The sequence below is a fragment of the Acinetobacter sp. C13 genome, assembly GCF_016809775.1.
GTDB classification, from domain to species: Bacteria; Pseudomonadota; Gammaproteobacteria; order Pseudomonadales; family Moraxellaceae; genus Acinetobacter; species Acinetobacter pittii.
Genome location: NZ_JAFBJL010000004.1, coordinates 180,875 through 207,094, shown reverse-complemented (window position 1 = coordinate 207,094; position 26,220 = coordinate 180,875). Strand labels below are relative to the sequence as shown.

The following is a 26,220-nucleotide window of genomic DNA, read 5'->3' as shown; positions in this document are numbered from 1 at the left end:
GAATTAAATAAAGATTAAACGAACAAGTGTAAAAACACAGCATAAATCGCAATACACACACAACTCACAATCGTCCCCGAAGCAATATAAGCCGCAGATCTTCCCGTCCCTTGGTAATGTGTTTCTAGTGCTACAATATTGGCTGCTGGCGGCAAACAAAACATTAAAAACATCACTCCAATTTGCTGGTTGATATTGGGAATGGGTAAAAATCTATAAGTTAAGCCACAGAGAATAAATCCGCACACTACTTTAAATGCTTGAGCTTTTGTACTGTAAATTAAGTCTTTTAAATGCACGCGAGTACGGCGTAGCCACATTCCCAGCACACACATACCAGCAAAAGTCATGACAAACTTGGCAACTTCATATACCCAATGTACAGCAGGATGCTCGATATGTTGAGCACCTAACGACCTAAGTAAAAGTGCACAGAAAATTGAAATACACGGTGGAGAAGTTAAAACCTTTTTTAATATGTTGAGCTTACTTTGTGGTGCAGTGGTGACTGCCGTAACAGCCCATGCATTTCCAAAAAGAGACATACCAATATATAAAGCCACAATAGGAGCCGTAGCATCAGGGCCAAATAAAGCCATAGCAAAGGGAAAACCAAGCCACCCCATATTGGTATAACTCACGCATAGCGCTAATAACCTGTCTTTAAATAGAGCTAAATAGGCAAAGAAAATAAGAAATGCTGAACCGAAGCTAAACAGCATCAAACTCAAACTACCTGGCTGATAAAATACCATGTTGTAAATAATCACAATCGGAATCAGGAGTCGTGCAAGCCAAGCTGAGAGAATAGGTTTTATAGTTTCTGCAATGGAAGTCTGAGCAAGTAGAAGTCCTGTGATAAATGCCAATACAGGCAGTAGTAGCGCCACGCTCTCTCCTCTTGCTCATTAAAACCAGCTTGCTATGCTACACCTTTTCAAAATGAAATGTATTCTCCATTTCAAGTAATTTAAGTGACTCTTTTCAAACTATGTATCAATAAAAAAAAGGAGATATGCAGTTTATAAAATTAACTTTTTAGATTTTGGCAGCCATTCATTGTCTTAAAAATGACATATAAATGTCACATTCCTGTCATGGCAACCTGTTGATATAAAGCAAACTGAAAAGAGGTATAAGATCATGGCCGGTTTATCTATTTGGCATGTCGTTATTTTTGCAATTGTCGTTATTTTATTATTCGGTACGTCTAAATTAAAAAATATCGGTAAAGACGTAGGCGGTGCAGTAAAAGACTTTAAAAAATCAGTTCGTGAAGAAGATGAGACCACTGCTCTTAATACTCCACGAACAATTGATGCCCAAGTCAAAACACCTGACAGCACATCAGTAAAAAGCTAAAGGTTTTCGACCATGCTTGATGTAGGAATGACAGAGCTACTCTGTTTTGCAATTATTGCAATTTTAGTTTTAGGTCCGGATAAACTTCCAGAAGCTGCACGCTTTGCTGGTCGTTGGTATGTTCGCCTAAAACGTTATATTACCAATTTGCAAAATGAGATTGATCAAGAGTTGCGTCTTTCTGAGTTTCGAAAAGAGATGCAAGAAGAACTCAACCGCATTGAAGCACTAGAACGTAAAGTACAACAACAGCTTGAAGAAATTCAAAAGCAGAATATTTCTGAAAATATAGATAAGGCTGAGGCAACCAAATCAGTGCCCCAACCTATTCGGATATGTCTTCCTATATCAGGCCATTATAAAGTCCCATACATTAGAAAATTTATGCCTTTAGCATCATCAACTGATATTTCAGAGACATCACCTGTTAAATTGAAGATTGCCGTATGAACCAACTGCCTTCAACCACTGTAAATAATCAGGAAAATTTAGACCAAATGCCAATCATGAGCCATTTGGTCGTTTTACGACGTCATTTATTTAGGATTGTCGGAGTAACCTTATTTTTATTTTTTTGCTTATTACCTTTTAGAAATAATACTTACCAATTACTATCTGAACCTTTGAGGCTGCAACTTCCAACCTCCTCGTCAATGATTGCAACAGATGTCACTGCAACCTTTATGGCGCCTTTTAAACTCAATTTATTTGTCGCACTTGTGCTGGCAATGCCATTTATTCTTTATGAAATCTGGTCATTTGTTCGTCCAGCACTCTATCAAAAAGAACGTCATTTAGCACTACCATTACTCATCGGTAGTATTGTCTTGTTTTATGCGGGTGTTGCTTTTGCATATTACATTACTCTTCCGGCAATTTTACATTTCTTTATTAGTGTATCGCCTGAAACTGTTGCACCGATGACGGATATTAATAGCTACCTAAGCTTTTGCTTAAAGCTATTTTTAGTATTTGGACTGACTTTTGAAATTCCAATCGCGACGCTTCTCCTTATTTTAATCGGTGTGGTAAATACAAAAAGCCTTGCTGAAAAGCGACGTTTTATCATTGTTGGATGCTTTTTTGTAGCGATGTTTATTACACCACCAGATGCAATTTCAATGGTGATGTTAGCGATTCCCATGTGGTTGCTTTTCGAACTTGGCCTACTCTTTGGTAAAATTCTTGAGAAAAGAAAAGTCCATTCTGCTGAATAAAATGATTTTTAACAAAAAGCCTGAACCTCGAAGTTCAGGCTTTTTTTATGTAGAACACTTTTTATTCTACAAAGCAATAAACTGTCTTCAAAGTGACTTAAAAATGTAAGAAAAGTGTCATTTTCAGTCCATAGAATCAACTCAACAAATATACCCACAAAATTTAGGGATTTATTATGACAACTGCTTCTACTCAACCAACGCGTCGCGAAATTTTAAAATGGTTTACGGGGATCCCTTTTCTTCCATTAGGTGCGATGGCTACGGCAGCAACGTTAGCAGGTTGTAATGATAGTGATGACAGCTCTGTAGTCACTCCAACACCACAACCAAGCAAATTTAAAAATGCAAAATTTACAGCAATGCCAGCGCCAACAACTGCGGCAGACCGTGCAACAACTTTAGTGAATTCTAAATTAAAAATTGATTGGGAAAATTCAACCAGTACTGAATACCAACTCGCTTATAAACCCTTCTTTAAAACAGGTGATAGCGTACCAAAGCACGGTGGTGGAACAATTATCGCTGGTGGTTATTTTGATGTTAATGGCAATCCAATTATGGATAAATCAGTTGCTGGCAAAGAACGTCAATTCTTTTCAGACTGTCCAGATGGTTCATCTCTAATTCAATTAGAAGGTGCGAAAGTTGAAGGCGTAGCAAATCCTGTGTTTCACGTTGTTCAATTTGAATACAACTCTAAAGACCAAGCAGGTGGCGATACTTACGGTCAGTTACCATCTCCAATCGCAATTTTAACGTTGGATCAAGACCAAAAAACAGGTCACCTAGAACTTAAAAAATACTTCAACGTTGATACTGCACCAGTACACGGTTTATGGATTACTTGCGGTGCTAGCTTATCACCTTGGAACACTCACTTATCAAGTGAAGAATATGAGCCAGATGCATTCAATCAAGGCATTGGCGGTACAGATCCAAAATATCTTGGTAAATACTTCTTTGGTGATGAAACTAAAGCAAACCCTTATAACTACGGTCATTTGCCAGAAGTAACGGTTAACCTTGATGGTACAGGTAGCATTAAAAAGCACTATTGTTTAGGTCGTATTTCTCACGAACTTATCCATGTTATGCCAGACAACCGTACAGCGCTTATGGGAGATGACTACACCAACGGTGGTTTCTTCATGTTCGTTGCTGATAAAGAAAAAGATTTATCAGCAGGTACGCTCTATGTTGCTAAATACATTAATACCCTAACTGAAACCTCAACTGCTAGCATTCAATGGATCAAACTTGGACATGCGACAAGTAAAGAAATTGAGGATTTAGTTGCTGGTGGGATTAAATCAACTGACATCATGGAAAGTTTAACAACTAACCCAAATGATGCTAGTTATACTGAAATCACTTTGGCAAAGAAACAGCTTTGGGTCAAACTTAAACCAGGTATGGAAAAAGCGGCCGCTTTCTTGGAAACACATCGTTATGCAGCATTAAAAGGTGCAAGTATGGCGTTTACCAAGATGGAAGGTACTAACGTAAATATTAAAGATAAAGTTGCTTACTCTGCTTTAGCTAATATTCAGGATTCAATGGTCATTGGCGGTAAAGGTTATGTCGCTGGACATAATGTCGCATTCTCTAAAAAAATTACTGCTGGTGGCGTGCTAGCACATAAATTAGGTAATAGCTTTACAGACAATGAAGGCAGCGCAATCAATAGTGAGTGGGTTCCTCTTTACTCATATATGCTGCTAATGGGTGAAGATCTTGCTACGAAAGATAGTTTAGGTAATACAGCGAACCCAGACAAAATTGCTAGCCCAGACAATCTGAAGTTCTCTGAAACTTTACGCACATTATTCATTGGTGAAGACTCAGGTAACCACGTGAACAACTTCTTGTGGGCATACAATGTAGATACCAAAGAGTTAACACGTTTACTTTCTACACCAGCAGGTGCAGAGTCAACAGGTTTACATGCTGTAGATTCAATCAACGGTTGGACTTACATCATGAGCAACTTCCAACATCCAGGCGATAGCAGCAGTGTACCTGAGGATGTTAAGGCATTAATTAACCAAAATTACAATAATGGTTATAGTGCTAACGTGGGCTATATTACAGCAGACCCAATAGCCCCTTCTGTCACAACTAAATAATTTTTCATAACCTCTCTAAACATTAAAGCTGGCTAAGGTCAGCTTTAATGTTTTTACATTCAGCTTTTACTTTTTATGAAAATTAAATGAAAAATTACAGAACTTTTCATTAACTTATCATCAAAACGTCAACGCCTCGTCACATTCACAAACTAAGCTCATGAAGAATTTTAGAACAATCTCTTTATTTACTTAGGAATTTCCCATGACAGAGCTGACGCCATATCATGAAGACCAAGAATTGGATAATAATACTTCTGACAATATCCACTTCCGCGACATCTTAGAACAACACATCAGTCGCCGTAGTTTAATTACTAAAGCAGCAAGTGGTGCTGTAGCATTGACTTTAGCTTCTACTTTAACTGGCTGTAATGATAGCGATGATGATTCAGGTTCTAACACCGGTGGAACCACACCTGTAGATCCAAATAAAAAACCAGAAAAATTAACTTTTACTGCCGTTGCGAAAAACCATAACGATATTGTGACTGTACCTGAAGGTTATGAAGCGAATGTCATTTATGCATTGGGTGATTCAATCAACCCTAATTTTGGCGAATGGGACGACAATAATATTCCATCAGGCCCAAGCTTTCAGTTCCGTTCAGGCGACTGTCATGATGGTATGCATTTCTTTGGTTTAAATAATTCAACAAACCGCTTTGACGAGAGTGTTTCAGCACAAGGTTTGTTGGTGATGAACCACGAATATATCAATCAGACTTTCCTTCATCCTAAAGGTCCAACAAAAGTTAATGGACGCCGCCCTGAAGATGAAGTCATTCGTGAAACCAATGCGCATGGCGTTTCTATTGTTCATATCAAAAAAGATGCAGCAACTCAACAAGTAACTATTGATAAAAACTCTATTTTTAATCGTCGCATTACAGCATCAACAGTAATGGAATTTGCAGGAGCTGCGGCTGGTTCAAACCTACTGGCAACTCGCTTCTCGCCTGCTGGACGTCAAACACGTGGCACTCATAATAACTGCGGTAACGGTTATACCCCTTGGGGCACGTATTTAACTACCGAAGAAAACTTTATTGGTTATTTCCAACGTTCAGGTAGCGATGAATATGCACGTACAGATGCAGAAAAAATTGCTTTAAAACGTTACGGCTTAGGTGTTAAAAAAGATGAACTTTATCAATATGAGAAAGATGAAAAAGGTGCTCCTAAAAAAGATAAAGATGGCAAAATCATTTATTTAAAAGATAAAAATGGTGAGTTCATTCCTAACGTTGATGAACAAGGCCGACAAATTTATTTAGGCGTAAGTTCACGCTACGGCTGGGAAACAGCAATTGGTCAAGTAGAATCACAAGACTTATATGATCGCTGGAATGCCGACGTAAAAGGCACTCAAGCAACACAGGACTACCGCAATGGACCAAATACATTCGGTTGGATGGTCGAGATTGATCCTTTTGATAACCGTCTGAACCCAGTTAAAAGAACATCACTAGGTCGTTTTGCACATGAAGACAGTGCTTGCCGTGCCGTAGCAGGTCAGCCATTAGCATTTTATATGGGTGATGACTCTCGCGGTGAATACATCTATAAATTTGTCTCTAGCGCAGTGTGGGATGCAAAAGATGTAAATCGTGGTTATGCAGCTGGCGACAAATATATGAACGCAGGTAAATTGTATGTTGCTAAATTTAATAACGATGGTTCAGGTCAATGGATTGAACTTGCCTATGGCAAAAATGGCTTAAATGAGAGCAACACGACTTATCCATTTAAATCTCAAGCAGACGTTGTGACATTTGCACGTTTGGCTGGCGACTCAGTCGGTGCTACAAAAATGGACCGCCCAGAATGGTGTACGGTCAACCCAGTGAACGGCGAAGTTTATGTTACTCTAACCAACAACTCAAATCGTGGTAAAGATTACGCAACCGATGCTGCCAATCCACGTAACTACACAGACCTCTACAACGGCACTAAAGAGCAAAAGGGTAACGTTAACGGTCATATTATCCGTTTTAAAGAAACTGATGACAAAACGACTGCTGAAACCTTCAAGTGGGATATTTATCTATTTGGTGCTGAGGCATCTATGGCTTCAAACATCAACTTATCTGGTTTAACAGACAACAATGATTTGTCATCTCCAGACGGTATGTGGTTTGACCCACGTGGCGTACTTTGGATTCAAACAGATGATGGCGCATACACTGATGTCACTAATTGTATGATGCTTGCTGCGCTACCAGGCCAGATTGGAGATGGTGCTCCTGCAACTACTTCAAATGGTCAGCAAACTTTAGTGGGTGCTAAAGTTACAGACTCAACTTTGCGCCGTTTCTTGGTGGGGCCTAAGCAATGTGAGATTACAGGTATTGCGATGACACCTGACTACAAAGCAATTTTCATTAATGTTCAGCACCCTGGTGAAGATTCTGCAAGTTACGCAACACCAGAAAGTAACTGGCCAGCAACCCAGAAAGATCCAAACAACAAAACTGCGCGTCCACGCTCAGCAACTGTTGTGATTACCCGTAAAGATGGCGGTGTGATCGCGGGCTAATTCGTTTATAACTATAAATGCCGGTCGATTGATCGGCATTTTTATTATCATCGATTTAAGAGAACCTGCTGCTGAACAATTTGCCCACTATGCTCGCCTTGCTGAGTCTTTTCCAACCAAAGCCATTCATTATTGGTCATTCTTAGAAAGTTTGAACAACGTGTGCCATACACAGGGCTTTGAATAAAAGTCGATGACAATAACTCTTCCATTTCTGGCTGAATGCCCGTATTGGGTAATAATGCAGTTGTGACCTTACGTTCATCTTCAAGAATATCCCATGCAGCGTGTTGCAAAGTTAACTCTTCCGTCTGGTGCTGAAGCATAGGCAAAAACTCTTGCGTAAAACGTGTTCTTAAATGTCTGGTTTTTTCCCAATGTTCAGACATTAAGCCATTCGAAACCACATAAACACCATTGGCTAATACTTGCGGCGCTTCACCACGATTACTCATATAAACTGCTTGATCAGCATTTCCCATAAACAGGTTAAAGCCAGCGAAGTTCTGTTGCTGCTGTTCTAATTGCTGAGCAAATCGAATCGGCAATAAATCAGACTCTAAAAAAGCCTGAACTAAGTGCCCCCGAGAAGTTTCATATGTTTTTTGATCTCGTCCATCACGAAAATTGGTTAACACAGCCCATCGACCTTGAGGAGTTACACCCATCCAAGTACCACCCGACTGTAAATCTTGCCCAGCAATAATTGGTGTGTGTTGCCACTGATGCAATAAAGCTGTTGGTCGGTGGTAGAACTCATCCCGATTTGACATAAGACATAAGGGCATATCATCCAGAACATGCCATGCTAAAGCCACAATACACATCTTTTCTTATTCCCTATCTTTACACATTGAATGTACAACATTTTTCACATCATTCCGCTACAATCTGTCAAAACGTAAGATCAAGGAGCAGCAATGCTGACCTATCCTAATATCGATCCGGTCGCAATACATCTAGGACCTCTTCAAGTCCATTGGTATGGACTCATGTATTTATTGGCATTTTTATGCGCTTGGGGACTTGCCTCCTACCGTGCCAAACAGCGTGATGGCTGGACATCGGACATGGTTTCCGATCTGGTGTTTTACGGTGCTTTAGGTGTCGTTCTGGGCGGTCGTATCGGCTATGTCCTGTTCTATGAGTTTGATAAATTTCTCGAAAACCCGATTTGGCTATTTCAAGTCTGGACAGGCGGCATGAGTTTCCACGGCGGCTTTTTAGGCGTCATGATTGCGATGTTATTTTGGTGTAAAAAATACCAAAAAACATGGTTCCAAACCCTCGACTTTATTGCCCCATGTGTACCGACTGGCTTAATGTTTGGGCGCTTTGGTAACTTCATTGGTGGGGAGTTATATGGTCGTGCAGTATCTGACCCAAATTATCCATTTGGTATGATCTTCCCAACTGATCCATTACAACTGGTACGCCATCCATCACAAATTTATCAAGCAATTTGTGAAGGTTTAATTCTATTTATTATCTTGTGGTGGTTTAGTTCAAGACCACGTCCACGTATGGCTGTTTCTGCTCTATTTTTAATGGGGTACGGCGTTGCACGTTTTGTAATGGAATTCTTCCGTCAACCAGATGCCGATCAAGGTTTTATTCTGTTTGGCTGGATGACTAAAGGTCAGATCCTTACCGTTCCAATGTTGCTGATTGGCCTTTGGATGATGTGGTATGCCTACCAAAAGAAAATTTATGACTGGGGTCCACAAAAGAACAGTTAATATGATAAATCAGAGGAGTTTCGGCTCCTCTTTTCTTTTTTATGCTACAGTTTTTACTCTCCTAAAAATGAAGATATGCCATGCTGGAATTCTGGTTTGACACACAAGTCCCGACATTTAAAAAATTAGTGATTTTAATTATTACTTTGGCTATTTGTATTGGGCTATATCAATACCAGCCTTTGCCCTTAGATACGATTTTAATGTTTACTGGCACGGGTGTTATCTTTTTAATCTGCCGCTATTTTAAATTACATTTTGCTCAGAAAAATCCAACTGGCCTACTTTACCGCCTGCTGACTTGGATCCCTATCGCTCTCTTATTTGCACTTATTTTTGTTAAAACAATGCCAAACTTGCTGATCTGGGGCGTTCAAGGAATCGCTTTTATGGCGCTTGCAGCTTTTATTTTTTCACCTCAATCACTTTTTAATAAATAGGCTCAATATATGTTGGCTTATTGGTACAAAGCACCACGTCACATCAAACTTATCTTCATTATTGTTGTTTGTGTTGCAGTTTATGCTGCTAATCAAGTTCAGCCCTTATCGCCGACCTACACTACTCTTAGTCTTGTGTTAGGTTTTGGACTTCACTTCGGACAATATTTAAAAACAAAAATTTCAGTTCGTAGCTCACATAAATCTAACTTTCAGTTTCTACTTAAAATTTATCCTCTCATTATTGTTGCTATTGTGATGTGGGTGCTGCCACCTCAACACAATTGGACTGCAACAATACAAGCTTTAGGCTTTGTACTGGTTGGCTTTTTCCTTGTCTCGATTTATCAAAATCGCGCTAAAAGATTTAACTAAACACATTCAGCAAAAATATCTTAGAACTAATTTTAGATTTTCATCTTGAGCTACAACAGGTATCATCTTCAGTGGTTCATGATGAAGCAGCTCTATTGAGTAATTATTTATCTTGTGAGCTATCTCCCTTCTATTTTATGGAATTAATCCGAACTCGAGAGTGTTATGCGTGCATATTTAGACCTACTACAACATATCCTTGATAATGGCGGTGACAAAGGCGACCGTACAGGCACAGGAACCCGTTCTGTATTTGGTCATCAAATGCGTTTTGATCTCTCTAAAGGTTTTCCTTTACTCACCACAAAAAAAGTTCATTTCCGTTCTATCGTGATTGAGTTACTTTGGTTTTTAAAAGGCGACACCAACGTCCAATATCTAAAAGACAATAAAGTTTCAATTTGGGACGAATGGGCAACGGCAGAACAAACTGCTCGTTTTGGCCGCCCAGAACATGAGCTTGGGCCTGTTTATGGTCATCAATGGCGTAATTTCGGCGCAACAAAAAAGGCGGATGGTACTTATAACCAAGATGGTTTTGACCAGATTAAATGGTTAATTAACGAAATTAAGACCAATCCAAACTCGCGCCGTTTAATTGTTTCTGGCTGGAACCCGAATGAAGCTGGTCAAGTTGCTTTACCGCCTTGCCATACGCTCTTCCAATTTTTCGTACAAGACAACAAATTGTCATGCCAGCTTTATCAACGTAGTGCCGATGTGTTCTTAGGCGTACCTTTTAACATTGCAAGTTATGCTCTACTCACCCATATGATTGCCCAAGTGTGCGGTTTAGGTGTAGGTGATTTTGTCTGGACTGGTGGTGATACGCATCTTTATGCCAACCATTTTGAACAAGCCAAACTTCAATTGACACGCGAGCCTTTACCACTGTGCCAATTGAAATTAAACCCAGAAATAACTGATTTGTTTGATTTCAAATTTGAAGATATTGAAATTGTAGGTTATGAATCACATCCTGCAATTAAAGCACCAGTTGCAGTATAACAAAGGCTTAAATTTCATTAGATTACGGTTTAGAGAATAAGATTATGGCATGGCAAAATGTAGAAGTTGTCCACGTTGTGGCAATGGACAAAAATCACTGTATTGGTAAAGGCAATGCGTTGCCATGGCATATTTCTGCCGACTTAAAACATTTTAAAGAAATCACACAAGGTGGCGTGGTTGTGATGGGCCGTAAAACACTTGAGTCTATGGGCCGTGCTCTACCAAACCGTGTGAACTGGGTAATTACCCGTGACATTAACTGGCAATTTGACGGTGTTAAAGTTGCATATTCAATTGAAGATGCTTTAAACGCAGCTTTAGAAGATGTAAAGAATACCGAAAAACAAGCTTTATTCATCATTGGTGGCGGCGAGATATTTAAGCAAACCTTATCGATTGCAGACCGCCTTGAACTCACTCATGTTGACTTAGATGTACAAGGTGATGCACATTATCCAACAATACCGAGTGAATTTCATAAAACTGCGAGTGAACAACAAGTTGATGAAAAATCAGGAACTTCATTCGAGTTTGCCACTTATAAAAAATAATTTTATGGATGCCTATGCACAATATCGGAACACGTGAATTTATTATTGCTCTACTTTTTGGGCTATTACATAGTTTATTCACGCTGTTTATTGTGTTCTCTAGCATTTGGGTATGCGTAGCGCTTTGGGTCCAACAACCTTTTGGCTGGTTAGGCAGCCGCATACTCATTGGCATCTGGATTGCTTTTGCACTCAGCATGGTTGGCTTATATGTTGAAGGTCATATTATTAGCCGCCGTACCGATATCCTAATTTATCTTTTAGCGTTTGCCTGCTCTCTTGTTTGGTATTTTTCCATTACTGCACGTCAAGATCGCGACTGGAACCCAGAAGTTGCCAATATGCTGAGCTATGAAAAGCACGGCGATGTAATCACTTTACACAATGTTCGTAACTTCAACTGGCATCCTGATGGAACTTATGATGTACGATGGGAAACCCGAACATTTGATCTTAAACAATTAAATGGCATAAACATCATTGCCTCTTACTGGATGGGACCACAAATTGCTCATACACTGGTAAGCTTCGAATTTAAGAATCAGCAACCTTTGGTCTTCTCAATCGAGATTCGCAAAGAAAAAACTGAAGAGTTTTCAGCCATTGGTGGCTTTTTTAGAAAATATGAACTTAGCTTAATTGCTTCTGATGAAAAAGATATTGTCTATACGCGCAGTAACATCCGTAAAGAGCAGGTTTATAATTTCCCAGTCAATATGCCACGTAGCGAGCAAAAAGCGCTATTTTTAGAATATCTTAAGAAATCGGATGAGCTACGTGCAGAACCGAAGTGGTACAACACCCTTACGAGTAACTGTACAACTTTAATTTTTGATATGGTTCAAGCGATTAACCCCTATGAACTTCCTAAAGATTATCGTCTAATCGCTTCGGGTTACTTACCTAATTATTTATATGACCTTAAAGCACTTAATCAAAATATCAGTTTAAAACAGTGGTATCAAATTGCGCATATCAACCCAAGAACTGAAAATTTTGAACAGCTTTCAGATCAGAGTAGTCAACACTTCTCTCAAATCGTTCGACAAGGTTTACCTAAAGCTAAATGAAATAAGTAATGCACTTTTCTTTACTTTTTTATACATGCTTTACTTTGTATTTTAAATACATAAACCCTATTGTAATAGGCTGGAAATAGAGGGAAAAACAATGCAACAGGCATTATTTGGCGGCGGCTGTTTTTGGTGCGTCGAAGCTGTATTTTTACAAATACGCGGTGTAGAAAAAGTAACGAGTGGTTATGCTGGTGGGCACACGACTAACCCTACTTACGAGCAAGTATGTCAAGGAGACACCCAGCACGCTGAGGTAATCTTAGTCGACTTTGATGAACAGCAAGTAACTTACTCCCAGTTACTCGACGTGTTCTTTGCGACTCACGATCCAACGACTTTAAATCGCCAAGGTAATGATATCGGCACGCAATACCGCTCTGTTATTTACTACTATAACGAAGAGCAAAAGCAGGCAGCAGAACACACGATTCAGACTCTAAAAAATGATGATCTTGATATTGTGACTGAGCTGTCTCCTATTCCGATATTCTATCCGGCAGAAGAATATCATCAGAATTACTATGCAAAGAATCCTTCACAAGGTTATTGCAACTTTGCGATTCCACCTAAGCTGCTCAAGCTATATAGTAAATTCCAGCATCTGATGAAAGATCAATAAATCAGAGCAATAAAAAAGCAACCAAACTGGTTGCTTTTTTATTGAGTAAACTAAATTTTAGTTTTCACTTACAAAGGCAATATCGCTCAGTCCGGCTTCACTGGCGCGAGACATTACCTGAGCAACAGTATCGTACTTCGACTCTTTATCAGCACGAAGTTGAACTGTTGGTTTAACATCGCCTTGACCTGCTTCTTGAAAACGTTTTTGAAGCTCATCTAGGCTAATTACTTGAGTATCCCAAGCCACTTCACCATTTGCATTGATACTAATCGTAATTGCTTTTGGTGGTGGATCAATAATTTCAGCAGTTGTTTTAGGAAGCGTTAATGGAATCGATGGGTTGGCAACTGTTGCTGTGACCAAAAAGATGATCATTAACACCAACATAATGTCGATTAGCGGAATGAGATTCATCTCATTCATGCCACTATCGTGGTCTTCACCCAATTGAAAAGCCATTAAGCTTGACCTCCAACGTAACTTTGCTGTGCAGTTTTAACATCAGACTTTACAGTTGAGTCTTGCTGCAACATCGTGTCAATTAACAAGCTATGCGCTTGGTCTTGTAAGTCGTGAGCAAGACCACGGTTTGCACGTACACAAATGTTATAAGCCAATACCGCTGGAATCGCAACTGCAAGACCAAGACCTGTCATAATAAGTGCTTCACCTACTGGTGTAGCCACTTGAGCCAAACCTGCTTGTCCGCTTTTACCTACGGCAACCAGCGCATGGAAAATACCCCAAACAGTACCAAACAAACCTACGAATGGTGCAATTGAAGCAATCGTTCCTAAAACAGAAATACCTTTATCAGCATTGGCCTTTTCAGCAGAAATCTGACGAAGTAATGCCTGCTCTGCAACCGCTTTACGCTGTTCAAAACTCAAAGGTTGTAACTTTGCTTTTAGCGAAGTGATAGCCTGAGAAAGTTGAGCATAAGCTTGTTGCTTTAGCTGGCGAGTCCCCATCAAACGTAAGATGAAAACTGTCCAGGTAGCAATCGACATTGCCAATAAGATGAAATACAGGGTTTTACTCACTGCATCTGCATGTTGCCAATAGATTGAAAAGTTCATATTGAACTCCTGATTAAGGTTAGCCGTTGGGACTCAAATTCATTTAAGGGGTTAAATCAAAGGGTTGCTCTGCTTTAATTGGATAAGCAACACCATTTTCCATATAAGGTTTAAATTTCGCACCGCGAACAGCACGGACTACTTTGTCATCTAGACTTGAAATACCACTACTTCTAGTCACTCGCACATTAATAATTTTGCCTTTTTCATCGGCTTCAATGAGTACCATGACAGAGCGTGCTTCGCCTTGTAAATCTTTTGAAGAAACTGTTAAACGTGGTGAGCGGCTCCACTGTACACCCGAACCACCAATTGAAACGCGTTTCGGTGATGGATCTGGGGCAGCTTGAGCTTTAGGCGCTTCTTGTACCACTGGTTTTGGTTTTTCAATAACTTTTTCAGTAACTGTTGTCGTTACCACTTTGGTTTCAACTTTAGGTTCTGTCTTTACTGTTTCTTTTGGTGTTTCAGCTTTTTTCACCTGTTGAATTTTTTCCACTTTTTTAGGTGGTGTCACAGGTTTTTCAACAACTTTAACTTCTTTTACCTCTTTTTTAGGTTCCGGCTTTTTAGGCGGTTCCTTTGGCTTAGGAGGTAGTGGTTTTGGTTGCTCTTGAATTTTTACGAAACGTACCTGTAAAGGCTTCTTCTCGATTGGCTTTAATTCAGCAGGCTTAATATGGCTGACCGCCCATAAGACCCCGATATGACCAATTGCAACCGCAATTAGTGCCGTGATGACTTTCTTTTTCATCGGATTGGGAGAGTTTAAGGCTGCGGAAGATTGACTCATAAGAATCTAATTACCTAATGGATGATGATTTCAGATTTCTATTTGTAGAAACGATTTCAAACATCGGATAGAACAATAAAGTGCCACAATAATAAATGAGAAGTGTTTTCATTTGCAACTATTTTTTGAGAAAAACATTTGCTCAATATCACTAATTTGTATCAGTTGAGTGTCTTTGCTTTTGTTTTCTCATAGTTACATGAACGCGTATCTCTTGTTCACAAAGTGTTTAATCTAACTTATATAGTTAGGCTAATTTCGCTATGAAGAGATCGAATCCTACCATAAACTCATTCAATATTGTTACGTTATATCGTTTCAATAGTTTTTTTGATATAAAAAAACACGCATGAAGCGTGCTTTTTTTAAATAAGCGTTATTTAAAAAACAACTGTCTTGTTACCATCAACAATAATACGGTCTTCTAAATGCCATTTTACTGCGCGAGCCAATACATTACGCTCAACATCTTCACCTAGCTCACGTAATTGCTCAACATTATAGTCATGGCTTACACGCTCAACGTCTTGCTCAATAATTGGACCTTGGTCTAAATCAGCAGTCACATAGTGAGCTGTCGCACCAATCAACTTCACACCTTTTTCATAAGCTTGTTTATATGGGTTGGCACCCACGAAAGCTGGCAAGAAAGAATGGTGGATATTGATGATTTTCATTTCCCATTTCGCAACAAAATCTTCGCTTAAAATCTGCATGTAGCGTGCAAGAACTAATAAGTCATTGCCCTGCATCATTTCATCAATTTGTGCATAAGCTTCAGCTTTATTGTCTTTCGTTACTTTAATTACAGTAAATGGAATACCGAAGTTCTCAACAGATTCACGTAAATCTTCGTGGTTAGAAATCACATGTGTAATTTCACAAGGTAACGACCCACGTGCATGACGCCACAATAACTCAAGTAAAGCATGGTCGACTTTAGAAACTAAAATACCAACCTTCTTAATTTCGTTTACGAAAGCAAGACGCCATTGCATGCCATAACGCTCAGCAACGTTAGCAGCAAATGTTTGAATTAGTGCATCTTTACGTGACTGTAAATGATCAAGTTCAAACTCAACACGCATGAAATAACGTCCACCCTGAGCTTCCGTCGCATATTGGTCAAGCGCGGTAATGTTTGCACCTTGGTGGTACAAAAAGCTCGATACAGCCTGTACGATCCCAGGCTTGTCTTCACAAGTAATCAGTAAACGGGCTGTATTGGCAGTGGTCATATTCATTTGGTTAATATCACTTAATTGAGTCAAATTTTTAATAAGCCGAGTATTCTAGCGCTCTAAATAGGCAAGCACAACTATTCATCTTTTAACGACGACAAGCTGGCGAATAGATCAGAAGGCCCCAGTGAATCAAGCAACTGCTCGTAAGTTGCTCGGCTTTCTCCCATAAGATAAGGACCTTCAAGGAAAACCATTTGACGTAATGCCTGCCAAACCCATTTTTCTTCTAAATGGTTATTGTCACTAATGTGACCAGACATATATAAAAAGTTTGTCCAGTTTGTTAATACAATCCATAAGTTAATAATGAGGGCTTCAATTTCAGATGGTGTCATTTTCATAAGGCCGGCATCGACAAAGGCTTGATAAATCTTTTGCCCTTGCTGCATGACCTGCCCCGCAAAACGCGGATAAATCTTTTTAAAGTCTTCGTTACTTTCAACTAAATGATAGACATCACGATGGATAAAACGGTAACTCCAGAGTTGACCACTTAATACTTGAAAATAGTTGATTTTATCATTGGTCGTTAGTGGTCTGTCTTCAGGTAAAGAAAGCATTTCCAAAGTCTCAACCTGATATTGGTACATTAATTCTTTAATAATTTCATGCTTATTCCGGAAATGGTAATACAAGTTTCCAGGACTAATACCTAACTCCGCCGCAATATGATTGGTTGTAACCGACCGTTCACCTCGCTCGTTAAAAAGCTGCAAACTGATTTGTAAAATCCGGTCTTTTGTCTTCAGAGCTTTAGGTAGAGACATTTTAATAACCTTTAATAATTCACATGGTTAAGACTTAAACACATAAACCGACTTGACTATTTAGAGTATTTACTCTAAAAAATAAGTATATCAGTATATTTGGTAAGTACCGATGAACAGTCAAACAAAAACAAATCCAGAGACTCAGCTTCCTTATGATGTTAAGCATTTACATGACTTGCTTGAACAACAAAAGCTCGCTTATTTACGTCATCCGGTACCCACTGCTAAAGAGCGTATTGATCGTTTAGCTCGTCTTAAAAGAGTCTTGGTAAAATATCAAGATCAGATTGCCGAAGCAATTAACCTTGATTATGGCAATCGTGCAGTTATGGAAACAAAAATTGGTGAACTACTCACGAGTTTGGAACAAATCAAGTATTACAGTAAACATCTGACTGCATGGATGAAACCATCAAAACGCCACATCAGTGTATTACATCAGCCAGCAAAAGGTTGGGTACAATATCAGCCTATGGGTGTCATTGGTATTATTACACCATGGAATTACCCATTATTACTTTCAGTTGGACCTCTGATCTGTGCACTAGCTGCAGGCAACCATGCCATGATCAAAATTTCTAGCGCCTCGCCAAATTTTGGACGTGTCCTTGAAAGTGCATTGGCAGAAGCATTCCCACAAGAATTAGTTGCTGTGGTAAATGGTGGTGGCGTTATTTCAGATGCGTTTAGTCATTTGCCTTTTGACAAAATGATTTTCACAGGCTCAACTTCTGTTGGTAAAACAGTGATGGCAGCCGCAGCTCAAAACCTTGTTCCAGTAATTCTTGAGTTAGGCGGAAAGTCTCCTGCCCTTGTGCATGCATCTATGGATATGAAAGATGTGGCTCAACGTATTGCTGTAGGTAAATTGTGGAATGCAGGACAAACTTGTGTTGCACCTGATCATATTTTCTTACCACGCGGCAAAACTGCCGAGTTCATCGAAAACTTTAAATTGATTGTAGCTGGAATGTATCCTCATTTCCGAAACAACCAAGACTACACTTCTATTATTAATGATAAACAGTACAACCGCATTCAGGGTTATCTCGAAAATGCCCGTGATCAAGGCGCACGTATTGTTGAAATTAATCCGCAAAATGAAATTTTAGATGATGTCCGTAAAATTGCACCGACTTTAGTCACTGGCGTGACGACCGCAATGGATATTATGCAAAATGAAATCTTCGGGCCTATTTTACCGATTTTAGAATATGACCAAATAGAAGAAGTCATCGAATTCATTAATAGTCGTCCACGTCCTTTAGCGATGTATTATTTTGACTATGATCAAGCGCGTGCTGACTATATTGCACAGCACACCCATTCAGGGCATTTCGGAATTAACATGGTGATTACCCATGTTGCACAAGATGATTTACCGTTTGGCGGAATTGGCGCATCAGGTATGGGTAAATATCACGGACCAGAGGGCTTTTTTAGCCTTTCTCATGAGCGTTCGGTGATGTCAAATCCAAAACTTTATAGCCTTAAATACATTCTTCCACCGTTCAATAAGCCGATTCATCGATTCATTTCGAAAACCTTGTTGCGCTAACTGATCAAGGCATGATCTGTTATACTAAATCATGCCTCGTTTTTACCAATTTCGCTTGTCTTTTAATCGTATTTTTGGTATAAAACGCCCCTTGAATGAATTCATCCGTTTACATTTAGTATGACTGGCCACAGATTTGCTGTTGGCTGAATCAATGGAGTTACACCATGTCTAAGGTTTGCCAAGTTACCGGCAAGCGTCCAGTCGTTGGTAACAACGTCTCACACGCCAACAACAAAACCAAGCGCCGGTTCGAGCCGAACCTGCACCACCACCGTTTCTGGTTAGAAAGCGAAAAACGTTTTGTACGTCTTCGTTTAACCACTAAAGGTATGCGTATTATTGACAAATTGGGTATCGAAAAGGTTGTTGCAGACCTTCGTGCTCAAGGTCAAAAGATCTAAGGAGTCTGAGCAATGCGTGATAAGATTCGCCTCGTTTCTTCAGCTGGTACAGGTTACTTCTATACCACGACTAAAAACAAACGTACTATGCCGGAAAAAATGGAAATCAAAAAATTTGATCCAAAAATCCGTCAACACGTGATTTTCAAAGAAGCTAAAATCAAATAATTTTAGCCTCGAAAAAAACGACTTCTTTATGAAGTCGTTTTTTTTTGCATTTTTTTTATACCTACCTTTTTGTTAAACTTTCTCTAAATTCCGCCTTGGCATTTTTTATGCTTGTTTTTAGCCTGACTCACGTAAAAGGAGTTTTTAGTGCCGCATGACGTAGATTTAATTATTTTACTTGCTGTTGGTTTCGGCGTTGCCCTCATTTTTGGCTACATTGCAGCCCGATTACGACTCCCCCCTCTTATCGGCTATTTAATTGCCGGAATTATTATTAGCCCAAATACACCCGGTATAGAAGCAGATATCCACCTTGCCAACCAGCTTGCAGAACTCGGGGTCATGTTCCTGATGTTTGGTGTAGGGATGCACTTTTCATTAAAAGACTTATTACTGGTTCGTCGTATTGCCTTGCCTGGCGCAATTTTACAAATCGCTGTTGCAACCTTACTTGGTATTGGCGTTTCAATGCTATGGGGATGGAGTTTCGGGTCTGCACTTGTTTTTGGCTTAAGTCTATCGTGTGCGAGTACAGTTGTATTATTAAAAGCATTAGGAGACCGAGGTCTTTTAGACTCAGTTAACGGCAAAATTGCTGTGGGTTGGTTGTTAGTCGAAGATTTAGTGATGGTGCTAGTTTTAGTGCTTCTTCCGGCTACAGCTGTTTTACTCGGTGGAAAAGCGCCAGCAGGTGCAGACGGTAATATCTGGTTAACCCTTGGGATAACCTTATTAAAGGTGATTGGCTTTATTGCCTTTATGCTCATTGTAGGCAAGCGCGTTGTACCTATTATTATGCAATTTGTTGCTCGTTTAGGGTCACGAGAGCTATTTACGCTGACTGTCGTCGCTGCTGCTGTTTCGATTGCTTACGGTTCTTATGCCATCTTTGGGGTTTCAATGGCTTTAGGGGCATTCTTTGCAGGTATGGTCGTTAAAGAATCAGACTTTAGCCATCGTGCAGAGGAAGAGACTCTTCCACTACGTGAAATTTTCTCGATTTTATTTTTCGTTTCTGTGGGTATGCTGTTTGATCCACATATTCTTGTTGAGAGTCCGCTCCATATTTTAGCTGTTATCGCGATTATTATGGTGGGTAAGACACTTGCTGCAATGGCATTGGTTTTATTCTTCCGCTACCCAATCAATACAGCTTTAACAGTCGGGGCAAGCCTTGCACAGATTGGTGAATTTTCATTTATTTTAGCGACCCTTGGTGTTTCTTTAGGCCTATTAAGCTTAGAAGCTCAAAATCTGATTCTAGCGGGCGCTTTATTTTCAATTACGCTTAACTCTTTCATCTTCTCAGCGATTGAACCGGTACAACGCTGGATTCGTGAACGCTCTCACTTAGCTCGACTGCTTGAACGTAGTGGTGACCCATTGGCAATGTTACCCGATGAGGTTGATCAAGCTTACTTACGTGATCAGGTCGTAATTGTGGGATATGGCGGTGTAGGACGACGCATCACTGAAAATTTAATTAATGAGAATATTAAGGTCGTTATTGCAGAAGAGAATCGTGAAATCGTAGAAAAACTACGTAACGCAAATATTGCTGCTGTGAGTGGTGTTGCTACTGAACCGAGTGTTTTAATTCAAGCACATATCATGCATGCACGACTCTTGGTAATCTCACCTATGGATATTTTAGATATTCACCGTATCGTGACAATTGCCAAGCAATTAAATCCTCAGATTCAGGTGTTAATTTGCGCAGAAAGCAAAGAAGAAGCAGCGGTTATCCGTGATGAAAATATTGGCGAAGTGTTCTATGCAAAAGAAGAAATGGCAAAGAATATGAGTCACCACATCTTAAATCAGATCGAGCTTGCTCATCAGTCAACAATTCATTAACCCATATAAAAAGCGTACTCAAGAGTACGCTTTTTTTAACTCAAGAATTTAGGCTGTTCGTCTAATACCTCAGCCTGCCACTCGTTTACCTGCTTTTCCAGCAGTCCAAACAATGCAGCCTGAATCATATGCTGAGCAACAACTGGAGTCTGCTCACCCAAGATTGCTTTGACTTCATCGCTAAATTGAATTTTAACCAAGGGTTCATTCTCAGAACCTGCATTACGCAAGGCGAGTTCACCACCTTCGAGTTGAACTAATTCCAACACTGCTTCTTGATTTCCAAATAACTCTTTCAATTGCTGTATAGACATATACTTCCTCCATGTTTCAACATGGTGGCAAAGCACCCTTGCACTTTGCATCTCTTGTCTTATTTATATAGGCACACCTAGTCTAAATTTCAAGCATCTAGGCAGTTTAATTTTAGAACTCGACCATTTCGTTACGAAAACCATCAATTAAATGACTTAATTCTCGGTGCCATTCACGCAAGATTTTAACATCTGGCAACCAAGACTGAGGCCCTTGTGTCACTTTAATAATAAGGTTAGAAGAAGTTTCTTCTTCAGGAGTCGGTTCTTTTGGTTCTGGGGCGTATTGGCACATACGATAAGCTCGTTTTAACTCTGCAACAAAACCATCTTTTGCCAATTGCTGCAAAACGGACACTTCAGGGGAAACCTGTCCTTTTGCCGCCATATGTTCCTCAATAGATTTTAAGGTGGGTTGCAAATCATTTAAACGGTAATAACGTACCAATTCTTGTAAGAACGCTAACATTGCGCCATGTAAATGAAATACAGCTGCTTCACGGTAAGCTTGTACCTGCTGCACATGATCAGTCTGCTCTGCCTGTTGACACGCTAGACGTGCAAAATAGAGCTTCTGATTGGTACGATCGGCATGATAACGAGCAACACGTGACATAACTAAACTTTCCTGTTCTAAAATCGCCATTGCAATAGCTATTCTTAGCTTAACGACTCCATTGATAAAATCAACGTTATTTATGGTAAATCCAGCTCAACTTGATAAATTTTACGTTTAGCTAAAATTTTCACTGGCTGTTTTATAGGACGAACATTACTTAAGACCCAAGCAAAATAGCCTTCACTCCAAGCAGATGCACAGGCTAAATTGACCTCGTCATTTCGCCAAGCATGAATAGAGTCGACATCAACTAAAGCGACAGCAACCCCCTCCTCTTCATCAGTATCTTTAACCAGAAGGTTCTGGTTTTCGACAATTAATAGATCTTTCACTGGTAACTACGTAGGCACCCATGAACGCACTTCAAGTGTTTTTATACCTTCAGCAATACGAGTACCATTCGGCGTTACAATCGAGAGAGCTAAAAATTGTCTTTTCATCAGGAAAACTTATTCTTCGGCTGCTTTAACTCGAATTCCATAGCCTTTAACTTTAAGCGTATTTAAGCCTTTAATTGCCTTAATCGCTTCACGGGGATTAGGCATTTCAACAAAACCAAAGCCCTTCGATTTACCTGTATCTTTATCAGTCACCAGAACACATGTATCAACTTTACCATATGCCTTGAATAACTCTAAAACTTCAGCTTCACTTACAGCACGATCTAAATTACGAACTAATATCTTCATTTTCTAACCTTAATTGGCAATAAAAGGGAGGGCCAATATACATTTAAGTAATCACAGCGTCTTATACATTAGTTTAGTCCAGATCGATACCAAAACCTAAATTTACTGCAGGAGATCTGTTCCATTGTTTTTTAGTAAATTGCTGAGGTACTTGCCTATGAATTTTTGCTTGAACCAAATGTGCAGGCAGATCATTTAAGAAATAACTCTCAATTTTACGACCTTGCTCATCATAAGTGTCTTGCGACCACGTATTAAGATTTTGCTTCGTCAAGATTAATTCATTTTCAGCACGCGTTAAGGCGACATACAGCACACGGCGCTCTTCCTCAACATCATCAAAATCACCCTGTGCTCTTGCATAAGGATATTGATTTGGCGATACGTGAGGTACATAACAAACTTTCTGTTCGGCACCCTTAGCTGAATGAATCGTAATTAAAGTTACTAAATCTTGATCAGCAGCTTTTTCAATTTCAGAAACTGAAATCGGCTCAAGTACATATTCCTCAAGGAATTCACCTAACGACGCATGCTTTCGTGCAAGTTGCTTAACCAAATCAAAGTCTTTTAAACGACGCGACCAATCTTTAGTTTTATAATTTTGCTCTAGCTGTTCACCTAAAGCATCGAGAGCCAAGCCAATACTTGCCTCGACATGCTGCTGTAATACATCTAGCTGTTTTAAAATTAAAATCGCTTGTAGAGGTACCTTGCCATGACGTTCAAGTCGCTGACAGCGCTCCTCGACATCAACAATTCCCATCAGCTCTTGGGCTAACTTACTCGCTCCAACATCACCGATCCCATCCCACAAGGTTAAAAACCGCATCCAAGCCAAATCATCGTGAGGGTTACTCACAATACGTAACAGGCTCAGTACATCTTTTACATGAGCCGACTCAAGAAGCTTTACCCCACCAATAAAACGATAGGGTATTTCAGCCGCAATAAAAGCCCCTTCTAGATATCGGGCACTATAGCCAGAACGGACTAAGACCATGTGGTCATGCCAGTTTGCACCTTGCTGATGCCGCGTTATTAAATCTTGTGCAATCCAGTTTGCTTCTTCAAACTCATTACCAAACAAATGTAGCTGTGGCTTTTGCCCTTGGCCACGATGCGCTTGTAGCTGTTTTTGATAATCGATTGGGCTATGTGCCAACAGCCAGTTCGATAAATCTAAGATTTCTTGGGTCGAGCGATAATTTAAAGCCAGTGTAAGTACTTCTGCATCAGGTATTCGTTCTTTAAAAGAATGAATATTTTCAAAGTCTGCACCACGAAAGCCATAAATGGACTGAGCGTCATCACCCACGCAAAACAACTTCACTTTACCAATTAAGGGCTGCAACAAAGCCCATTGTAAAGGGTTTGTATCTTGCATTTCATCAACTAGCAATGCCTGACAAAAACCTGCAACCCAATTGGTCAACGCTTCTGAGTTTTGTAAATGAACAGCCACAATCGACAAGATATCGTCGTAATCTAAAAAATTACGCTCTCTTTTGCGTTGCTCATAAGTTTTCATCAACTCAGCAATTTGAGTTTTATGCTCATATGCATCTGGAAGCTGTTTGATTAATGCTTCAGAAAGCTTTGTTTGAGTATTTCTTGCATAGGAATATAGATCACACAGCTCTGCCGCTTTAGGTAAAACATTATCTTTGTCTTTACCTCTTAATAAACGGAACATCAGCAACTGATCATCACGATCAATAATACTAAATTGATTTAAGCCAAAAGCTTGTGGATTACGGCGCAGTAAATACATACAAAAAGTATGAAAAGTTGAAGCTCTTAGACCCTTTGCCTGTGCTCCTACATGCTGCTCTACTCTTGCAACAATTTCACTCGCAGCACGTCGAGTAAACGTTAAAATCTGAATTTGGTTTGCTGGTAAGCCTTGATCAATTAAATAGGCAGCACGGGCAACAATCGTCTTAGTCTTGCCACAGCCAGCACCTGCTAAAACTAAACAGTTCTGCGCAGACGTCGTGGCTGCTTTTTTTTGCTGAGCATTTAGTTCATTAATTAATTTTGCAAGACTCATAACACATATCGCTAAAACACCAAGACATAGTTTAACAGACCCAACCCCAGATGCGTCTGCCCGTCCTAAAAACAAAAAGAGCACCTAAAGTGCTCTTTGATTCAACAATATTATTTAAGATACTGTTTTTGAACTAGATGGCAGATGCTTAATCGCAGAAGCCAAACCTAGAAAATTAATTCCTTGGAATAAGATATCTATGGCAAGGAACATGCCTAATACCCAAAAAGGTGAATCTTTAGAAACCAAGATCAAAATACCTGTAGCGAGTGTTAATAATCCTGAAAATAAGGTCCAACCCCACCCAGTAATTGGTTTAAGTAAAATCGCGTTTACTGTACGTATAGCTCCGGCAATAATCAGTGCTATTGATAATAAACTCGTCAAAACTACCGCTGTTGTTACGGGAGTAGAGAAAGCATAGTAGCCCGCCATTAGATAAAGCACGCCAAAGAGTGCCCATAACCAGCGGCTTGCACCTTTAAATACACTAATGGCCGCGACAAGATGTAAAACACCTCCGACCATCATGAGTATTCCAAATAAAAAAACCACAGAAAAGGTCGCAAATGGTAATGAACTAAACAAAATCAGACCGAAGCCAATAAGCACAAAGCCTAATATCAAATACCACTTACGATCAGCATGTAACTGATTACGCACCAAATCATTACCGACAGTTTTCATCATGGCCACTCTTATTATCAGGTATTAGAATTTCATCTACCTAATAATAGTGATCCACTTCACATTTTTTGTCTGTATAAGATCTGCATCGTTTCTTATCAATTGATGTGGATAAAGCAGTATTTATCCACAGTTTTATTTCACCCAGCCAATTTCTTGAGCTGTAGGTAAACCTATGATTGTTTCATGTAAACCATTCGGCATTTTACTGCTCTGCTCAGATAACGGTGTTCGACCACCCATGATTTCAGCGTCAGTTTGCGGATATAAAGGCACTTTTTCAGGGTGCGCGTAACCTAAAGGGTAAAGCGGTTGACCAGTTTTTAAATCATATTTGTCTTGTGCCCCAAAGCCATGTAATAGCTCATGAACAATCACGACCTGATTTTGGGAAGCTTGTGTGTTGGTCGCAAATAAATTCACACTACCAATACGACCTTTTTCCAAAGCTGTCGAATGGATCAAAACTTTTTGATAATTGGGATCATAATAATTTAAATAAAGTTTAAGTGATGCCCCATTGTCTTCAGATTGTTGATGTCGCCATGCATAAAAACGGAACTTTAAACTCCACCACATCACATGAAAGATATTGGCATTTTGAGGAACCTCAGGAGGTCGTTGCTGTAATGGCTGACCTAAACGAATTACAAAGTTTCCCGATTGACCATGATAATGCTGCGACCATTCTCCTAAATAATTTCTTATTCTCTCAAAATCAGTGTATTGCAATTGATGAATATAGCTCTGCGTTGTCTGCAAACCATCTGCATTAATAGGATGTAAAACGACAACAATAGGTTGATTCCAGTCTTGGTTTTGATCTCGCCATGCCTGAACAGCAACAATCAATAAAATAATTAACAAACATAAAACTCGAATGTTTTTCCACATTCTTTTTCCCCATACATTTAAAGTTTTCTT

General features: G+C 39.6%; 29 protein-coding genes and 1 pseudogene. 16 read left to right on the top strand and 14 right to left on the bottom strand.

What is annotated here, in order from left to right; genetic code table 11:
• Positions 1–14: 14 nt before the first annotated feature.
• The gene (locus JGE69_RS13195; protein ID WP_199113690.1) at positions 15–890 is read right to left on the bottom strand and encodes an AEC family transporter; all 876 of its coding nucleotides are present in this window, start codon (positions 888–890) and stop codon (positions 15–17) included.
• Between the two features lie 253 nt (positions 891–1,143).
• On the opposite strand from JGE69_RS13195, the gene JGE69_RS13190 reads away from it, so the two are divergent.
• The 5 genes from JGE69_RS13190 (at position 1,144) to JGE69_RS13170 (ending at position 7,247) form a co-directional block, all read left to right on the top strand.
• The gene (locus JGE69_RS13190; protein WP_002114991.1) at positions 1,144–1,362 is read left to right on the top strand and encodes a Sec-independent protein translocase subunit TatA; all 219 of its coding nucleotides are present in this window, start codon (positions 1,144–1,146) and stop codon (positions 1,360–1,362) included.
• Between the two features lie 12 nt (positions 1,363–1,374).
• Entirely contained in the window at positions 1,375–1,812 is a 438-nt protein-coding gene (gene tatB / locus JGE69_RS13185; RefSeq protein WP_002114889.1) for a Sec-independent protein translocase protein TatB, read from the top strand.
• Complete coding sequence (gene tatC / locus JGE69_RS13180; protein ID WP_033849475.1) at positions 1,809–2,579, top strand: twin-arginine translocase subunit TatC; 771 nt, start codon at positions 1,809–1,811, stop codon at positions 2,577–2,579. The genes tatB and tatC overlap by 4 nt, the downstream gene beginning before the upstream one ends.
• A gap of 176 nt (positions 2,580–2,755) precedes the next feature.
• Positions 2,756–4,708 carry a PhoX family protein gene (locus JGE69_RS13175; RefSeq protein WP_199113692.1) on the top strand — a complete coding sequence of 651 codons (1,953 nt, stop codon included), beginning with the start codon at positions 2,756–2,758 and terminating at the stop codon, positions 4,706–4,708.
• A gap of 205 nt (positions 4,709–4,913) precedes the next feature.
• Positions 4,914–7,247: a PhoX family protein gene (locus JGE69_RS13170; RefSeq protein ID WP_199113694.1), complete on the top strand. Its 2,334-nt coding sequence runs from the start codon at positions 4,914–4,916 to the stop codon at positions 7,245–7,247.
• Positions 7,248–7,294: 47 nt separating this feature from the next.
• Here the strand turns inward: JGE69_RS13170 and JGE69_RS13165 are convergent, their stop codons facing one another.
• Positions 7,295–8,074, bottom strand: a complete 780-nt coding sequence (locus JGE69_RS13165; protein WP_033849479.1) for an NRDE family protein — start codon at positions 8,072–8,074, stop codon at positions 7,295–7,297.
• A 93-nt stretch (positions 8,075–8,167) separates the two neighbouring features.
• On the opposite strand from JGE69_RS13165, the gene lgt reads away from it, so the two are divergent.
• The 7 genes from lgt to msrA all read left to right on the top strand — a co-directional run bounded on the left by lgt (position 8,168) and on the right by msrA (position 13,058).
• Positions 8,168–8,986, top strand: a complete 819-nt coding sequence (gene lgt / locus JGE69_RS13160; protein ID WP_199113696.1) for a prolipoprotein diacylglyceryl transferase — start codon at positions 8,168–8,170, stop codon at positions 8,984–8,986.
• 80 nt (positions 8,987–9,066) lie between these two features.
• A complete protein-coding gene (locus tag JGE69_RS13155) occupies positions 9,067–9,426 on the top strand; it encodes a hypothetical protein (protein WP_033849483.1) in 360 nt (119 codons plus the stop codon).
• A 9-nt stretch (positions 9,427–9,435) separates the two neighbouring features.
• Positions 9,436–9,801, top strand: coding sequence for a hypothetical protein (locus tag JGE69_RS13150; RefSeq protein ID WP_199113698.1), 366 nt, complete (start codon positions 9,436–9,438; stop codon positions 9,799–9,801).
• A gap of 165 nt (positions 9,802–9,966) precedes the next feature.
• Positions 9,967–10,809, top strand: a complete 843-nt coding sequence (thyA, locus tag JGE69_RS13145; protein WP_016142275.1) for a thymidylate synthase — start codon at positions 9,967–9,969, stop codon at positions 10,807–10,809.
• Positions 10,810–10,853: 44 nt separating this feature from the next.
• On the top strand, positions 10,854–11,363 hold the full coding sequence (locus tag JGE69_RS13140; protein WP_003654807.1) for a dihydrofolate reductase: 510 nt from the start codon (positions 10,854–10,856) through the stop codon (positions 11,361–11,363).
• Between the two features lie 14 nt (positions 11,364–11,377).
• Complete coding sequence (locus JGE69_RS13135) at positions 11,378–12,433, top strand: DUF4105 domain-containing protein (RefSeq protein WP_199113700.1); 1,056 nt, start codon at positions 11,378–11,380, stop codon at positions 12,431–12,433.
• A gap of 100 nt (positions 12,434–12,533) precedes the next feature.
• Positions 12,534–13,058, top strand: coding sequence for a peptide-methionine (S)-S-oxide reductase MsrA (gene msrA, locus JGE69_RS13130; protein WP_151283460.1), 525 nt, complete (start codon positions 12,534–12,536; stop codon positions 13,056–13,058).
• Positions 13,059–13,115: 57 nt separating this feature from the next.
• On the opposite strand, the gene JGE69_RS13125 is transcribed toward msrA, so the two are convergent.
• From JGE69_RS13125 to JGE69_RS13105, 5 genes are all read right to left on the bottom strand, one after another.
• Positions 13,116–13,520: an ExbD/TolR family protein gene (locus JGE69_RS13125; protein WP_000885432.1), complete on the bottom strand. Its 405-nt coding sequence runs from the start codon at positions 13,518–13,520 to the stop codon at positions 13,116–13,118.
• Positions 13,520–14,140 carry a MotA/TolQ/ExbB proton channel family protein gene (locus JGE69_RS13120; RefSeq protein WP_001011664.1) on the bottom strand — a complete coding sequence of 207 codons (621 nt, stop codon included), beginning with the start codon at positions 14,138–14,140 and terminating at the stop codon, positions 13,520–13,522. Before JGE69_RS13120 ends, JGE69_RS13125 begins: the two co-directional genes overlap by 1 nt.
• A 43-nt stretch (positions 14,141–14,183) precedes the next feature.
• Positions 14,184–14,933 carry an energy transducer TonB gene (locus tag JGE69_RS13115; RefSeq protein WP_044101274.1) on the bottom strand — a complete coding sequence of 250 codons (750 nt, stop codon included), beginning with the start codon at positions 14,931–14,933 and terminating at the stop codon, positions 14,184–14,186.
• A gap of 380 nt (positions 14,934–15,313) precedes the next feature.
• Positions 15,314–16,177 carry a formyltetrahydrofolate deformylase gene (gene purU, locus JGE69_RS13110; protein WP_005066088.1) on the bottom strand — a complete coding sequence of 288 codons (864 nt, stop codon included), beginning with the start codon at positions 16,175–16,177 and terminating at the stop codon, positions 15,314–15,316.
• A 74-nt stretch (positions 16,178–16,251) separates the two neighbouring features.
• Complete coding sequence (locus tag JGE69_RS13105; RefSeq protein WP_002114968.1) at positions 16,252–16,944, bottom strand: TetR/AcrR family transcriptional regulator; 693 nt, start codon at positions 16,942–16,944, stop codon at positions 16,252–16,254.
• Positions 16,945–17,056: 112 nt separating this feature from the next.
• Here JGE69_RS13105 and JGE69_RS13100 point away from each other — a divergent pair, with 112 nt between their 5' ends.
• From JGE69_RS13100 to JGE69_RS13085, 4 genes are all read left to right on the top strand, one after another.
• The gene (locus JGE69_RS13100; protein WP_002115149.1) at positions 17,057–18,505 is read left to right on the top strand and encodes a coniferyl aldehyde dehydrogenase; all 1,449 of its coding nucleotides are present in this window, start codon (positions 17,057–17,059) and stop codon (positions 18,503–18,505) included.
• Positions 18,506–18,672: 167 nt separating this feature from the next.
• Entirely contained in the window at positions 18,673–18,909 is a 237-nt protein-coding gene (gene rpmB, locus JGE69_RS13095; protein ID WP_000048256.1) for a 50S ribosomal protein L28, read from the top strand.
• A 12-nt stretch (positions 18,910–18,921) separates the two neighbouring features.
• A complete protein-coding gene (rpmG, locus tag JGE69_RS13090; RefSeq protein ID WP_001205031.1) occupies positions 18,922–19,077 on the top strand; it encodes a 50S ribosomal protein L33 in 156 nt (51 codons plus the stop codon).
• Positions 19,078–19,224: 147 nt separating this feature from the next.
• Positions 19,225–20,934, top strand: coding sequence for a cation:proton antiporter (locus JGE69_RS13085; RefSeq protein WP_005066082.1), 1,710 nt, complete (start codon positions 19,225–19,227; stop codon positions 20,932–20,934).
• A 35-nt stretch (positions 20,935–20,969) separates the two neighbouring features.
• On the opposite strand, the gene JGE69_RS13080 is transcribed toward JGE69_RS13085, so the two are convergent.
• The 7 genes and pseudogenes from JGE69_RS13080 to JGE69_RS13050 form a co-directional block, all read right to left on the bottom strand.
• The gene (locus JGE69_RS13080; RefSeq protein WP_002114792.1) at positions 20,970–21,248 is read right to left on the bottom strand and encodes a hypothetical protein; all 279 of its coding nucleotides are present in this window, start codon (positions 21,246–21,248) and stop codon (positions 20,970–20,972) included.
• Between the two features lie 112 nt (positions 21,249–21,360).
• A complete protein-coding gene (locus JGE69_RS13075) occupies positions 21,361–21,864 on the bottom strand; it encodes a DUF6586 family protein (RefSeq protein WP_005066079.1) in 504 nt (167 codons plus the stop codon).
• A gap of 80 nt (positions 21,865–21,944) precedes the next feature.
• Positions 21,945–22,307 (bottom strand): annotated as a pseudogene (locus JGE69_RS13070) (ASCH domain-containing protein).
• 9 nt (positions 22,308–22,316) lie between these two features.
• Positions 22,317–22,556 carry an RNA recognition motif domain-containing protein gene (locus tag JGE69_RS13065; RefSeq protein WP_002115113.1) on the bottom strand — a complete coding sequence of 80 codons (240 nt, stop codon included), beginning with the start codon at positions 22,554–22,556 and terminating at the stop codon, positions 22,317–22,319.
• A gap of 73 nt (positions 22,557–22,629) precedes the next feature.
• On the bottom strand, positions 22,630–24,609 hold the full coding sequence (locus tag JGE69_RS13060) for an ATP-dependent helicase (RefSeq protein WP_002114708.1): 1,980 nt from the start codon (positions 24,607–24,609) through the stop codon (positions 22,630–22,632).
• 114 nt (positions 24,610–24,723) lie between these two features.
• Positions 24,724–25,305 carry an HdeD family acid-resistance protein gene (locus JGE69_RS13055; protein ID WP_014208303.1) on the bottom strand — a complete coding sequence of 194 codons (582 nt, stop codon included), beginning with the start codon at positions 25,303–25,305 and terminating at the stop codon, positions 24,724–24,726.
• A 126-nt stretch (positions 25,306–25,431) separates the two neighbouring features.
• Complete coding sequence (locus tag JGE69_RS13050) at positions 25,432–26,190, bottom strand: hypothetical protein (RefSeq protein ID WP_086393937.1); 759 nt, start codon at positions 26,188–26,190, stop codon at positions 25,432–25,434.
• Positions 26,191–26,220 lie beyond the last annotated feature (30 nt).

Coding starts and splice junctions, on each gene's coding strand:
- JGE69_RS13150 (WP_199113698.1), top strand. CDS start 9,436: ATGTTGGCTTATTGGTACAAAGCACCACGTCACATCAAACTTATCTTC.
- tatB (WP_002114889.1), top strand. CDS start 1,375: ATGCTTGATGTAGGAATGACAGAGCTACTCTGTTTTGCAATTATTGCA.
- rpmG (WP_001205031.1), top strand. CDS start 18,922: ATGCGTGATAAGATTCGCCTCGTTTCTTCAGCTGGTACAGGTTACTTC.
- JGE69_RS13165 (WP_033849479.1), bottom strand. CDS start 8,074: ATGTGTATTGTGGCTTTAGCATGGCATGTTCTGGATGATATGCCCTTA.
- JGE69_RS13170 (WP_199113694.1), top strand. CDS start 4,914: ATGACAGAGCTGACGCCATATCATGAAGACCAAGAATTGGATAATAAT.
- thyA (WP_016142275.1), top strand. CDS start 9,967: ATGCGTGCATATTTAGACCTACTACAACATATCCTTGATAATGGCGGT.
- JGE69_RS13065 (WP_002115113.1), bottom strand. CDS start 22,556: ATGAAGATATTAGTTCGTAATTTAGATCGTGCTGTAAGTGAAGCTGAA.
- JGE69_RS13135 (WP_199113700.1), top strand. CDS start 11,378: ATGCACAATATCGGAACACGTGAATTTATTATTGCTCTACTTTTTGGG.
- JGE69_RS13105 (WP_002114968.1), bottom strand. CDS start 16,944: ATGTCTCTACCTAAAGCTCTGAAGACAAAAGACCGGATTTTACAAATC.
- JGE69_RS13190 (WP_002114991.1), top strand. CDS start 1,144: ATGGCCGGTTTATCTATTTGGCATGTCGTTATTTTTGCAATTGTCGTT.
- JGE69_RS13155 (WP_033849483.1), top strand. CDS start 9,067: ATGCTGGAATTCTGGTTTGACACACAAGTCCCGACATTTAAAAAATTA.
- JGE69_RS13125 (WP_000885432.1), bottom strand. CDS start 13,520: ATGGCTTTTCAATTGGGTGAAGACCACGATAGTGGCATGAATGAGATG.
- rpmB (WP_000048256.1), top strand. CDS start 18,673: ATGTCTAAGGTTTGCCAAGTTACCGGCAAGCGTCCAGTCGTTGGTAAC.
- JGE69_RS13075 (WP_005066079.1), bottom strand. CDS start 21,864: ATGTCACGTGTTGCTCGTTATCATGCCGATCGTACCAATCAGAAGCTC.
- lgt (WP_199113696.1), top strand. CDS start 8,168: ATGCTGACCTATCCTAATATCGATCCGGTCGCAATACATCTAGGACCT.
- JGE69_RS13120 (WP_001011664.1), bottom strand. CDS start 14,140: ATGAACTTTTCAATCTATTGGCAACATGCAGATGCAGTGAGTAAAACC.
- JGE69_RS13080 (WP_002114792.1), bottom strand. CDS start 21,248: ATGTCTATACAGCAATTGAAAGAGTTATTTGGAAATCAAGAAGCAGTG.
- JGE69_RS13115 (WP_044101274.1), bottom strand. CDS start 14,933: ATGAGTCAATCTTCCGCAGCCTTAAACTCTCCCAATCCGATGAAAAAG.
- msrA (WP_151283460.1), top strand. CDS start 12,534: ATGCAACAGGCATTATTTGGCGGCGGCTGTTTTTGGTGCGTCGAAGCT.
- JGE69_RS13100 (WP_002115149.1), top strand. CDS start 17,057: ATGAACAGTCAAACAAAAACAAATCCAGAGACTCAGCTTCCTTATGAT.
- tatC (WP_033849475.1), top strand. CDS start 1,809: ATGAACCAACTGCCTTCAACCACTGTAAATAATCAGGAAAATTTAGAC.
- JGE69_RS13175 (WP_199113692.1), top strand. CDS start 2,756: ATGACAACTGCTTCTACTCAACCAACGCGTCGCGAAATTTTAAAATGG.
- JGE69_RS13060 (WP_002114708.1), bottom strand. CDS start 24,609: ATGAGTCTTGCAAAATTAATTAATGAACTAAATGCTCAGCAAAAAAAA.
- JGE69_RS13050 (WP_086393937.1), bottom strand. CDS start 26,190: ATGTGGAAAAACATTCGAGTTTTATGTTTGTTAATTATTTTATTGATT.
- purU (WP_005066088.1), bottom strand. CDS start 16,177: ATGAATATGACCACTGCCAATACAGCCCGTTTACTGATTACTTGTGAA.
- JGE69_RS13140 (WP_003654807.1), top strand. CDS start 10,854: ATGGCATGGCAAAATGTAGAAGTTGTCCACGTTGTGGCAATGGACAAA.